We start from the raw sequence: 13,745 nt of genomic DNA, 5'->3' as shown, positions 1-13,745 counted from the left end.
CGAATTATATTTACAGCAGTCAAATTTACTCACCTCTATCTAAATTTATGAAACCTTACCTTCTCCTGGCGTTGCTACTAATATCGTGCAGAATTCATTCTCAATTTAAAATAAACGGAAGTTTCGAAGAACTGGATAAAAACCGGCTCCCTCAAGGATGGTTATTCTCCTTTTTTGATGAACAAAAAAAGGCATATCCTGTGCTATTGGACAGTACTACTAAACAGGATGGAAAATACAGCCTTTTAATTGAAAAGAAGGAACCTCAAGCTCCTTTTGGCGTAATCGATTATCCAATTAAACAAACTTTTGAAGGTAAGAAAATAGAACTGAAAGCTTACCTCAAAACCGAAAATGTGGCAAGCGGTTATGCAGGCTTATGGCTAAGAATTGATGATAAAAACATTAAGACGCTAGCATTTGACAATATGCAAGATCGGGGAATTAAAGGAACTACCGACTGGAAGCAATATTCAATTAAACTGGATTACAACAGCGAAGAAGTTAGAACGGTGCACATTGGCGGATTGCTGGTAGGGGACGGAAAAGCCTGGTTCGATCACTTTGAAATTTTTATTGATGACAAACCCATCAGCAATGCTCCGTTGAAAGAATTAATTGTACCTAAAGCTGATCTTGATACTGCTTTTGCAAAAAGTTCTGGCTTAAAAGAAATCGATCTTACGGATCAATTAAGCACAAATTTAATTATTACAGGTCAATTTTGGGGCTTTCTAAAATACCATCATCCGGCCATTGCAAAAGGCGATTACAATTGGGATGCTGAACTATTCAGACTATTACCGTCGGTTATTCAAGCTAAAAACAAAAATGAATTAAATACTGCGCTTGAAACATTTTTAGATAAGTTACCTAAACCAGCCATATGCAAAACCTGCAAGTCGATAGCCAATATTGCCTACGAAATAAAACCCAATTACGGATCACTGTTCGACAGCAAATTTGTTGATGAATCGCTTTTACAAAAACTCGCATTCATAAGAGACAATCGGAATACAGATGCAAATTATTATATTGATATGACTCCTGGCGTGAGCAATCCAATCTTTAAAAACGAAAAGCCTTATTTAGAGATGACCTACCCAGACGCAGGTTACCGTTTATTATCACTTTATCGTTATTGGGCGATGATTAATTATTTCTTCCCTTATAAAGATGTGATTGGTCAGGACTGGAACAATGTTTTGAAAGTAGCCCTACCTGATTTCGTAAACGCCAAAAATGAGTTGGATTACGGAAAAGCAGCTTTAAAATTAATTGCTTCAGTGAATGATACTCATGCTAACTTATGGAGTGGCAGCAACGCGATAAATGATTTTAAAGGAAAATACGCTGCACCATTTCAGGCAACATTTATCGAAAAAAAATTAGTAATAACAGCTTTATATAAAGACACGCTCGATGTGAAAAGTAAGTTAAAGGTGGGCGATGTGATTATAGCGATCAAAGGAAAAGATGTTGATCTGCTTATTAAAGATTTTCTGGCATTTACACCAGCATCAAACTATGATACACAACTACGTGATCTGCCAAACAATTATTTGCTTCGAGGAAATGAAGTTAGGATGAAAATTAAGATAAATAGAGATGGGAATCAGTTTGATTACGATTTACCCATGAGAATATTTGGGAGGGGAGGTAAAGATCCTGACTTTGACAAAGCCGAACCTTTCAAACTCATCAATGAGAATATAGGTTATGTCTTCCCCGGAAAATATAAAAATGCCATTCTTCCTGATATTAAAAAGCTCTTTGTAAATACGAAAGGCATAATTGTCGATATGCGTTGTTATCCATCAGAATTTATGCCTTTTACTTTTGGGAATTATATCAAAAGCTTATCAACTCCATTTGTGAAATTTACTATCGGAAATTTAGATTATCCTGGAGCCTTTAAATTCAGACCTGCATTAACCAATGGTCAAAAAGCATCTGATAATTATAAAGGAAAAGTTGTAGTCATTGTAAATTCCACTTCACAAAGTCAGGCAGAATATACAACTATGGCATTTCAAAGTTCACCGAATGTTAGGGTAATTGGGAGTACCACCGCAGGTGCAGATGGAAATATATCACCAATTGTTTTACCAGGTGGCTTAAGTACGATGATATCTGGAATAGGTGTGTTTTATCCTGATGGCAAACCAACTCAAAGAGTTGGTGTAAAAATCGATTCCGTTATTTATCCAACAATTAACGGTATAAAAGAGGGAAAGGATGAACTTCTTGAAAAAGCCATCGAAACGTTAAATAAGGGCTGGTAGTCATTATTGGCCAAGGCTTAGCCAAGTGATGGTAAACAAATTGGGCGATACTTCCATTTGCACTGTATACTAATTCTCTTTGGCTAGCCTGATTGCTTCTTCAAGAATCTCATCCTTGCCGTTTTTTAAACCAGCAATGGTATTTTTAACGATCACATCAGGCATTACACCCTTTAAATGATGTTTGCTTCCATCGGGATTTTTAACCAGCATGCCTGAATAAAAATAGCGATATCCACCGGGCATAGAAATTAAATTGATATTTCCATTAGTTCCTGAGCTTGGCTGTCCTACAATTGTTGCAACTTTAAATTGTTTGTATGCAGATAAAAAGCTTTCAGTAGCACTTTGTCCCGTAGCATCAGATAGTAAAAATATTTTTGCTTTTACTAAGGGCAAAGTTGGTTCAATATCATAAAAACCTGTTGTATATGATACGTTTTGATAATCAGGATACAAAATTTGAGGTGTAAACATTCCACTGTTTGCAGTCAGCTTCTTATCCGTTAAATGCGATAAAAATGTTTCGGTATCTTCATTCAGATAACCACGCATATCAACAATTACTGATTTTGCTTTCGAAATTTCGGCCATGTGTGCCTCAGTAGTTGTTTTATTCAAATTAATGTAGAAGATTTCATTCGAAATCCATTCATTCGGCCCTCTGTTATTTCGATCAGAACCAGAAATATATTCATTATAAGGATATGTTCTAAAAAGATTGATTAAAAAAGTTTGTTTTCCCCTTTTCAAACATAAATGAGCAATTTCATCTTTTTTGCCTTTAGCGATGCTTAAAATGCTTTTTGATTGCTTCCATTGTGTGGATCCTGAATAAAGTGAATCATTCGATCGTAAAATATCAAATGAGTTTTTGCCATCAATTTGCACTAGTTCATCACCTGCTTTGATTTTTTCATTTAACCCCGAGTCGAGTACTTTTTTTACAATTATTTTCCCTTCTGCAAAATCAAAAATTAATGGTAAAGTAGCTGTGTTTTTGTTAGAATCGCCATGTAAATCTATGAACATATGACCATCATTGAGCGAATTTCCAATCAATTTCAATGTCTTTAAAAAGTCTTGGTCTGTTTTATCGGAAAATGCGCTATAAATTGCTGCATTCCAAATTTTACCATGGCCTTGTGAAACATCATCCCAATAGGGATAGGAGTGTATTAATGCATTATTTAAAATAATAAGATCAGCTAACCGAATCAATAAATCAGAACCGTTAATTCTAAATTTACCTTTATCATCTTTAGGCCAAGAGTCATAAGAGCGATTTATTATTTCGTTCACATGATCAATGTTAACAGCTGGATAGGTATTATTTTTGTTTCCATATAAAGCTAAAGGAATAATACATTTTATACCATGCACCAAGCTTTGCGCTATAAACTCACCTATTTTAAGTTCCTTGTCGAACAATTTTTCATCGCCTTGCTCCTTAAAAAAGAGAATTATCCTTTTATCGATCTTAGGATCTAATTGATTCAATGCTACCACCTTCTCAACCACCGGAATATTCAATTCTTTACCTTCAACAATTACCTTTAAAGCAATTTTACTTACGTTCAGGGATCCACCAGTATTGATATGCGATTCTATGGCAACGGTAAACAATTCTAATTTTGCATCAAACTCACCCTCGAATACATAATTCTTTTCGTTATTTGAAACAACGGAGTCTTTAACAAGATTGAGCTTACCTAAATAAGGTTTTAGAACCAAATTCTTTATATCTGAACCAACATTAATACTTAAAATAAATTTTTTGCCTTTAAAGCGGGTAACATCAATTGTTGATGTTACTGCAAATGCACTCTGTTTAATTCTATCCTCTGATATCGGATTAAATCTGTTTATTCTAATGCTATTATAAATATTATCGTAATAAGGCAGTTTTAATCCAATATGTTGCCAATAAATGGGTAGATACCCTTCTAAACTTTGAGGTGTTATGTCATTGATATCAAACACCAGGTTTTCTTTAGAAAAGATTTTTATGGTCGGTGCAATTGGAAGGAACAATTTTTTTAATGTGGATATTAATTCTTGATCATCTTTAACCTGAAGCATTTTTTGACTACCATAAATGGCAAAACTTTGCCATTCAATTTTTGATGCTTCATCTGATGGATGAAAATACTGAACGTAGCCATACAACTTACTAAATGCAGTTAAGTTACGTATCTGCTGCCTGGATTGCGTAAAACCATTCAGAAAAGAAATAACCAACGTTATGGTAAATAAGAATCTCATTTGTTGATGATTTATTAAAGCAGTTTAAGATAAATACTAATTATTTATAAAAACTGAGTTTTAACAAACATTAACATGATGGCTTTTACATAAGCAAAAAAGGCGATGTTTCCATCGCCCCCTGTTATTTATTTACTCAAATACATTGATTTATCTTTGTAAAGTTTACGGAAGTAAGGATCTTCCAAATCTTTAATGAAACGAATGGCTTCGCCTGTTGATTTCATTTCAGGACCCAATTCTTTCGAAACTTCAGGAAATTTCTCATAAGAGAAAACCGGTTCTTTAATAGCATAACCTTTAAGCTTACGCTCGATGGTAAAGTCTTTCAGCTTTGCAACACCTAACATAATTTTTGCAGCGATATTAATATATGGAACATCATACGCTTTTGCTATGAAAGGAACTGTACGGGAAGCCCTTGGATTTGCTTCGATCACATAAACTTTCTCATCCTTAATGGCAAACTGAATATTCAACAAACCACGAACATCTAAAGCTTTTGCAATTTTGATTGAATATTCTTCCATTGCTTTTGTTACCCTTTCTGATAAGCTGAAAGTCGGCAAAACTGCAAATGAATCCCCTGAGTGAATACCAGCTGGCTCGATGTGTTCCATCATACCTACAATGTGAACATCTTCGCCGTCAGAAATTGAATCTGATTCCGCTTCTTCCGCCCGATCTAAAAAGTGATCAATTAATACGCGGTTACCTGGTAAATCGCCCAATAATTTCACTACCGCCTTCTCCAGGTCTTCATCATTGATGACGATGCTCATTCCCTGGCCACCTAAAACATAACTAGGGCGAACCAGTACCGGATAGCCTACTTCATTGGCCACAATGATAGCTTCTTCTGCATTTTCGGCCACACCATATTTAGGATAAGGAATATCTAATTCTTTCAACAAATCAGAGAAACGGCCACGATCTTCAGCAATGTCCATGTTTTCAAAAGAAGTTCCGATAATTTTGATCCCCTTTTCAGTGAGTTTTTCAGCCATTTTCAAAGCTGTTTGCCCGCCCAGTTGAACAATCACGCCAATTGGTTTTTCCAGCTCAATGATTTCACGAACATGTTCCCAGAAAACGGGTTCAAAGTAAAGTTTATCGGCCATGTTAAAATCGGTTGAAACCGTTTCAGGGTTACAGTTAACCATGATGGCTTCGAAACCAGATTCTTTTGCCGCCAACAAACCGTGAACACATGAATAATCGAACTCAATCCCCTGGCCAATACGATTTGGACCTGAGCCCAAAACGATTACTTTTTTACGATCAGAAGCAACAGATTCGTTTTCGTCGTCAAATGACGAGTAATAATATGGTGTTTGTGCAGGGAACTCCGCAGCACAGGTATCAACCATTTTATAAACTCTGTTTATGCCTAAAGCCTTGCGGCGATCATAAACCTCGTCTTCTGTAACGTTTCCTAACAACCAGGCAATCTGAATATCAGAGAAGCCTTTTTGCTTAAGGGTTATGAAGAAATCTTGAGGGATATTGTTTAAAGAGTATCTTTTTAATTCAGTTTCTAAAGCAACAAGCTCCTGAATTTGATTTAAGAACCATTTATCAATTTTAGTAACCTTACGGATGGATTCCAAAGGAACACCCATCGTCATGGCATCTTTTATTAAGAACAGACGGTTCCATGAAGCATGCTCCAAACCATCCATGATCTCGTTGATGTTGCGGTTTTGTCTGCCATCGGCACCTAAACCTGCACGACCAATTTCTAAACTCTGACAAGCTTTCTGCAATGCTTCAATGAAAGTACGGCCAATGGCCATAACCTCACCAACAGATTTCATTTGCAAACCAAGCTCTTTGTTGGCGCCTTTAAATTTATCGAAATTCCAGCGTGGAATTTTAACAATAACATAATCCAAAGTAGGTTCGAAATATGCTGAAGTTGTTTTGGTGATTTGATTCTCGATTTCATCTAAGTTGTAACCGATAGCGAGTTTAGCAGCAATTTTAGCGATTGGATAACCCGTTGCCTTACTTGCCAATGCTGATGAACGAGATACGCGTGGGTTGATTTCGATAGCGATAATTTCATCATCCGCAGGATTAACTGAGAACTGAACATTACAACCACCAGCGAAGTTACCAATGGCACGCATCATTTTAATTGCCTGGTTACGCATTTCCTGGTAACAACGATCAGATAATGTCATTGCAGGCGCAACCGTTATTGAATCACCTGTGTGGATGCCCATTGGATCGAAGTTTTCAATGGAGCAGATGATAATTACATTATCATTGCTATCTCTTAACAACTCCAACTCGTATTCTTTCCAGCCTAAAACAGCTTTTTCTACCAGAACTTCATGAGTGGGAGAAGCTTCTAAACCACGTTTAAGCGCAGCATCAAATTCTTCTTTTTTGTGTACAAAACCACCACCTGAACCACCAAGCGTATAAGATGGGCGAATTACCAACGGGAAACCGATTTCTTGTGCAGCTTCTTTACCTTCTAAAAAGGAATTGGCAATTTTTGATTCTGCAACACCTACACCAATATCAACCATCAGTTGCCTGAATGATTCACGGTTTTCAGTTTTCTCAATGGCATCAACATCAACCCCAACAACCCTAACACCATATTTTTCCCAAACGCCACGTTCTTCTGCTTCCTTACAAAGATTTAATGCTGTTTGTCCACCCATTGTAGGTAAAACTGCATCAATTCTTGGCAAATCAGGAGAATCAATGTGTTCTTGTAAAATAACCTCAATTGAATCAACAGATAACGGCCGAAGATAAACATGATCGCCGATAACTTTATCCGTCATAATGGTAGCCGGATTAGAGTTGATGATGGAAACGGTTATTCCTTCTTCTTTTAGAGAAAGTGCCGCTTGGGAACCCGAGTAATCAAATTCGCAGGCCTGGCCAATAATAATTGGTCCTGATCCGATAATTAATACTGAGCGTATGGAAGTGTCTTTAGGCATGATAAAGCTTAATACAATAATTAAAATTCTAAAGTGTTGGCCTTTTAAGGCTAAGAAGCAAGGAGGTTTTTGCTTTTAAGAAGAAAATCCCAACTGTTCTGTCGGGATGCAAAGATACACCTTTGGATAGTATTTTAAGCTGTTTTTTTAAAATAAAAAAGAGGAGTTTTTTTACTCCTCTTTTTAAATTTTTCTTTCGGAATTAATCTTATTGCTGCAATTTAATTTCGCCTAAATCTGTCGTTGCACTATCTTTTACTGCAACATTCTCAATCAGTGCATCTTTGTAGGGAGCATTTGCTTTAATCCATACAGTATAAACACCTTCTTTCAGGTTGGTAAAGGCAAATGCGCCTTGACTTACCTGCACTTTTAATGTATCTGTACCCGCTACCAATGAAACACCTGCGGCAGCATCCGTTGGTGTTATCCTGCCAATTATACCTCCTACTTTAAGATAGGTAAATGCAATAAAAAAAACTGAAGAGACCATTAATGCGACCAAAAAAACACTTAGCTTTTTCATTTTAATATATTTTAGTTTAAAAATAAATCAGAATACCATCAATAAACAGCGTCTTGTTTAAATTGTTTGTCGCAGAATTAGCACACTGTATTGTTTAGATTTAAACATCTGTCTGATTTTTTGTACAGAAGTAAATAGTCTGTTATGATTGTCGTGCATTTGATCTTAATAAATCGTTAAAACGAGATTAGAATGTAACATTTGCATGGTGTTAAAATCACACGAAGTCATGTTTTCGTCATGAAAACCTTAATCTATAATTATTGGCAATAATGTTGTAATAAGCAGAACATATATGCGTTTTGTATATACTTTAGTTAGATCTAAAGCTTCCTCAGCGGATTAGTTACCCGCTATGAGGATTTCTTCATAAATAGTTTGTTTGGTTTATTATCCGGTTAGAGGAGCCCTCCTCAACCGGATTTTTTCTTTTAGGCCTTTTTCTTTTACATTTGAATATATGGCACTGCTATCAGCAACATTTTTCCAGTTTATAACCGAGCAATTTAAACAAACCACACCATTAGAATGGGTGGCTGTTGTTGCTGGTTTTGCCTGCATTTATCTCGCCGCAAAAGAAAGCATCTGGAACTGGCCAATCTCAATTATAAGTGTAGTTGCTTATGGTTTTCTATTTTTTAGAGAAGCTATGTATGGCGATATGATATTGCAGATTTATTTTCTTTTTACCGCATTTTATGGCTGGTATTTTTGGTTTAAAAAGAAGGTAGAAAATGACAAACCCATTACCAGGCTTAGCAAAAAAGGTCAGATCAAGGTAATGATCTCCATCCCAATATTGAGTTTATTTTTAGGTTGGTTTATGGATAAATACACTAATAGCACCGTTCCTTATGCAGATGGCTTTTGTACATCTATCAGTTTTGTTGCTCAACTATTATTGACCAGAAAAATATTGGAAAACTGGCTTCTCTGGATATTCGCCAATATTTGTTATGTACCTTTATTTATTTACAAGCATTTAAATTTAAGTGCCGTGTTATACCTTGTGTTAATTTATATCGCTTTTAATGGGTATTTAGACTGGAGAAAAACATATCGTGAACAAATCAATTAAAAAGATCGCCATAGTTGGCCCAGAAAGTACTGGTAAATCTACCATATCGCAACTTTTGGCAAACCATTACCAGGTTTCGTGGGTACCGGAATATGCCCGTTATTATTGTGAAAACTTAACTGCTCCATGTACTTTACAAGATGAGGTTAATATGTATTATGGTCAGCTGGCATTGGAAGATGCTATTTTAGCAACTACCAAAAACAATTTTATTATTTGTGATACCACTTTTGTTACGGTAAAAATTTGGAGCGATGAAATGCTTGGCGAAACACCTCAATTGGTTTTAGAAGCATTACCAAAAAGATTTTATGATTTTTATCTTTTAATGGATATTGATCTGCCATGGCAGGATGATCCGCTCCGCAATTTTCCAAACCAACGTGAGTATTTTATGGAAGTCTGGCATAAAGAATTAAAAGCCTTAAATGCAAATTATAAAGTAATCAATGGCATTGAAACAAGATTGCAGAATGCGATTGATGCGATTGATGATTTTTTAAAACTTTAATAAATCATCTTTTCGCCAACTGATCACGCGGATTTAAATCTTGCAGAACTTTTTCCAGCGCCCGGTCCGTGTCCTCACGAACCAACAGTTCAACCTCTCAAAATCTAAGCAACTTCCGATTAAATCTGCGTCACCTGTTCAATCCGCGGGAAAAATTTCGCCCGCTGATCACTCGGATTGCGCAGATCTAACTTTTAATTGAATTTGTTTCCAAATAAAAACAATTCTTAGATTAAGAACTATAAAAATAGCTTGTTGATTTTACAAATCTGCCTTGCGTGGAGACACGTACCACCAATAAAAATTTGTTACAAACGACCATAAAATAAGAAAGTAAAACATTACGAATTTAACCGCTTTGGATTTATTACATTTCCAAATCAGGTATTTTTTTCTACATTTGCCCCATCATTAGGGGTGCCTTGTTTTAAATAACACAAAAACGGGCTGAGATCATACCCATTTTACGGTAGAAGGTAAAAGGTAGAAGGTGGAAGGTTATGCATGTTGCAAACCCATAAGCCCTAAACCTCCAAACCCTAAACCTTAAATGCACCTGATCCGGGTAATGCCGGCGTAGGGATTGGAGTTATGGAAGTTTAACTGAAATCGGGAGTACCCCTATTTCCGATGGGTTTAACTAAAAACAAAAACATTGAAAAATTTACTTTATGCAACACTTGTTGCCATGTTGCCTTTCTTTGCATGGGCACAGAATTCTGTTACGGGGAAAGTAACAGATAACAGTCAAAACGCCTTACCAGGCGCAACCATCAAAATTAAAAACCAAAGAACAGCTGTGCTAAGTGATGCTAATGGAAATTTCACATTAGGCAATCTGGCAAGAGGCCGTTACACGATTGTGGTAAGTTATGTGGGCTACAAATCTCAGGAGAAATCAATCGACTTATCCCAAAACATCAGTTTAAATTTTTCTTTAGAGCAACAAAGTTTTCTCGCCGATGAGGTGGTGGTTAGTGCAACAAGAGCATCAAAAAATGCTGCAACAACCTATCGTAATTTGGATAAGGAAGAATTAGCAAAAAATAACCTGGGACAAGATTTACCTTATTTGTTAAATCAAACACCATCTGTTGTGGTTAGTTCTGATGCGGGAACAGGGATTGGTTACACGGGCTTACGCATTCGTGGTAGCGACGCAACACGTATTAACGTTACGCTAAACGGCATTCCGTTAAATGATGCAGAAAGTCAAGGCAGTTTTTTCATCAACTTACCCGATTTGGCTTCCTCAGTTGATAATATTCAGATTCAACGGGGTGTTGGAACTTCCACAAACGGTGCTGGTGCTTTTGGAGGAAGTTTGAACATTCAAACCACAACCCGCAGAGATTCTGCTTATGCAGAGCTCAACAATACTTATGGTTCTTACGATACATGGAAAAATACGGTAAGTGTAGGTTCGGGCTTAATTAATAACAAGTTCACTTTTGATGGCCGGTTATCCAGAATTAAATCTGATGGATATGTAGATCGTGCCTTCTCAAATTTGAAGTCTTTCTTCATTTCGGGTGCTTACTACGGCAAGAAAGATATCCTTCGTGCCAATGTTTTTAGCGGATCGGAGAAAACTTACCAGGCCTGGAATGGTGTAGGTGAAGAAACCTTAAAAACCGATCGTACACACAATGACTTTACTTACGATAACCAAACAGACAACTATCAGCAAGATCATTATCAGTTATTTTACACCAGAAACATTACAAGCCAATTAGTAGCAAATGCTGCTTTACATTATACTTATGGCCGAGGCTATTATGAAGAATACAAGGAAAACCAAAGCCTGGCTAAATACAAAATCCCGGCTGTAGTACTTGGCGAAGTAACACAAGATGCATCAGATCTTGTAAGAAGGCTTTGGCTGGATAATGATTTTTATGGTGTTACCTACTCTTTGAATTATACCCCTAAAAATAATCTGAATTTTGTTTTGGGTGGTGCTTATAATGAATATAAAGGCCGGCATTTTGATGAAGTGGTCTGGGCGCAGTTTGCGAACTATGATGGAAGTGAGTCTATCCGTCACAGATATGATGACAATGATGCTTTTAAATCTGATTTTAACATTTTTGGTCGGGCAAATTATCAAATAGGTCAGTTTAATTTATTCGGTGATTTACAATATAGAAGGGTATATTATTCTTATTTCGGTATCGATCCGAACGGAACACCAGCACAGCAGAATGCCACATTAAATTTCTTTAATCCAAAGGCGGGGTTAACTTATAATTTAAGCGAAAAAAGCAATGTTTATGCCTCTGTTGCTGTTGGAAATAAAGAGCCAAACAGAAGAGATTTTACCGATTCGAATATCAATAGCCGCCCTAAATCTGAAAATTTAACAGATGTTGAAGCAGGTTATCGTACACAATTTTCAAATGTATCTTTGGGTGTGAACGGTTTTGCCATGTTTTATAAAGATCAGCTCATTAATACAGGAAAGCTGAATGATGTTGGCGGACAAACCCGCCAGAACGTTCCTGATAGTTATCGTGCAGGGATAGAAGTTGATGGGAAATGGCAAATCCTTAAAAACCTGTCGTGGGCAGCTACGGCAACATTAAGCAGGAATAAAATCAAGGATTTTGCTGAATATATTTATGATGAAAATCCGGCAGCCTTTACCTCGGTAATGGTTAATAACTACAAAAACACAACCATTGCTTTTTCTCCATCAATTATCGCCTCCAGTGAGATCAATTACAATGTTTTACCAAATGCAAGTATTGCATTATTAAGTAAATATGTTGGCAAGCAATATTTAGACAATACTTCGGCTGATAGTCGTACACTTTCTAGTTTCTTTGTTAACGATATCCGTTTGAGTTACAACACGCCTTTAGCAGGAATAAAAAATGTTGGTTTAAGCCTTTTAGTGAACAATGTTTTCAGCACATTATATGAAAGTAATGGTGGTACTTACCCATATTTATATGATGGCACATTAGATCGATTTAATTATTACTATCCACAAGCTACCCGTAACTTTTTGTTGAGTTTGAATGTGAAGTTTTAATTGTATTGAAAGACTAAAATCTTAAAGCGAGAACCATAGCGTTTCGTTATTGCGGGAATATCTCCGAATTTCATCGGTAATATTCCCGCAATCTTTTTATTGTACTTTAATCGGTTTTAATGCGAATGCCAGCAATGAGGTTACCGCGAAATGATGAAGGATCCTTTCTAAACGATTAAGAGGGAATAGTAAACAAAACCACCAACGCACCATTTGACATACCCCTCCTTAAAACAAGGGGGAATTCCCCTCATAGCGCATCAGTACCCCCCATCCGCCTATCGGCACCTTTCCCCTTGAAGGGAAAGGACTCGTAAAAGAACTTATTCATTTTGGTTTTTCGCATGCTGTTCACTGATGAAAAATTGTTGAAACGCTCGTCATTGCGAACTGAAGAAAAGGCATGTGTGTTGGAGTGAAGCAATCTTTCTAACTATGAAATTAGCGTGAATTAACGATAGCAAAACAGATTGTTTCCTAGCAATGGCGACTTATAGATGAACCTATAAGAGATGCCTGGTTCTGCGCCCTGTTCTCCGGCATAGGAAATGATGGAAGGATAGGCCGTTGAAACTTGTGCAACTTCGTTCGGATTTGCAGGCACAAAACAGCGGTCAGTCCGATCCTTCATCGGACCTCATCCGCTGTTGCCATTAAAGTTTCGGCGAGCATAGCCGACATCAGTTCCAAGCCTTGATTTTTGGCTACCTTTTTATCAAGAAAAAGGTAGGAGCCTTTCCGGCGGCGAGGAAGCTCCAAAAATCATTGGCAAAACAGATTGCTTCGTCGTACTTCCTTGCAATTGTAAAGGTTTAGTAATTCTGTTACCGAATTACTAAACCTTTACAGGAATGAGGATAATACGAGAGCTCACAACAAAACCACCCCTGCCAACACACTACCCATCACACCCCCTCCTTAAAAAAGGAGGGGAGTTCCCCTCATGGCGCATCAGTACCCCCTATCCGCCTATCGGCACCTTTCCCCTTGAAGGGAAAGGACTCGTAAAAGGACTGGTTGCAAAATCCGCCCTCAACCCACTAGCAACCGCCAAACAGCGAAAGCTTTAAGGTTTCC

7 protein-coding genes are annotated in these 13,745 nt (G+C 37.0%); 4 read left to right on the top strand and 3 right to left on the bottom strand.

The genetic code is table 11. The features are described from left to right. The first annotated feature begins 47 nt into the window (after window positions 1-47). On the top strand, window positions 48-2,285 hold the full coding sequence (locus DU508_RS23335; RefSeq protein WP_158542239.1) for a S41 family peptidase: 2,238 nt from the start codon (window positions 48-50) through the stop codon (window positions 2,283-2,285). Window positions 2,286-2,354: 69 nt separating this feature from the next. Here DU508_RS23335 and DU508_RS23330 read toward each other — a convergent pair whose 3' ends face one another. The 3 genes from DU508_RS23330 to DU508_RS23320 form a co-directional block, all read right to left on the bottom strand. Continuing rightward, window positions 2,355-4,550: a S41 family peptidase gene (locus tag DU508_RS23330; RefSeq protein ID WP_115405082.1), complete on the bottom strand. Its 2,196-nt coding sequence runs from the start codon at window positions 4,548-4,550 to the stop codon at window positions 2,355-2,357. Between the two features lie 128 nt (window positions 4,551-4,678). Then, complete coding sequence (carB, locus tag DU508_RS23325) at window positions 4,679-7,516, bottom strand: carbamoyl-phosphate synthase large subunit (RefSeq protein WP_115405081.1); 2,838 nt, start codon at window positions 7,514-7,516, stop codon at window positions 4,679-4,681. Window positions 7,517-7,724: 208 nt separating this feature from the next. After that, window positions 7,725-8,042 (bottom strand): carboxypeptidase regulatory-like domain-containing protein, encoded by a 318-nt coding sequence (locus tag DU508_RS23320; protein WP_115405080.1) that lies wholly within the window; start codon window positions 8,040-8,042, stop codon window positions 7,725-7,727. Window positions 8,043-8,502: 460 nt separating this feature from the next. Between DU508_RS23320 and pnuC the strand changes: the two genes are divergently transcribed. The 3 genes from pnuC (at window position 8,503) to DU508_RS23305 (ending at window position 12,668) form a co-directional block, all read left to right on the top strand. Beyond that, entirely contained in the window at window positions 8,503-9,120 is a 618-nt protein-coding gene (gene pnuC, locus DU508_RS23315) for a nicotinamide riboside transporter PnuC (protein WP_115405079.1), read from the top strand. Continuing rightward, window positions 9,104-9,631, top strand: coding sequence for an AAA family ATPase (locus DU508_RS23310; protein WP_115405078.1), 528 nt, complete (start codon window positions 9,104-9,106; stop codon window positions 9,629-9,631). Before pnuC ends, DU508_RS23310 begins: the two co-directional genes overlap by 17 nt. A 688-nt stretch (window positions 9,632-10,319) precedes the next feature. Next, window positions 10,320-12,668 (top strand): TonB-dependent receptor, encoded by a 2,349-nt coding sequence (locus DU508_RS23305; protein ID WP_199562776.1) that lies wholly within the window; start codon window positions 10,320-10,322, stop codon window positions 12,666-12,668. Window positions 12,669-13,745 lie beyond the last annotated feature (1,077 nt).

Source organism: Pedobacter chinensis (genome assembly GCF_003339865.1).
GTDB classification, from domain to species: domain Bacteria; phylum Bacteroidota; class Bacteroidia; order Sphingobacteriales; family Sphingobacteriaceae; genus Pedobacter; species Pedobacter chinensis.
This window is presented reverse-complemented; position numbering and strand designations above follow the sequence as displayed.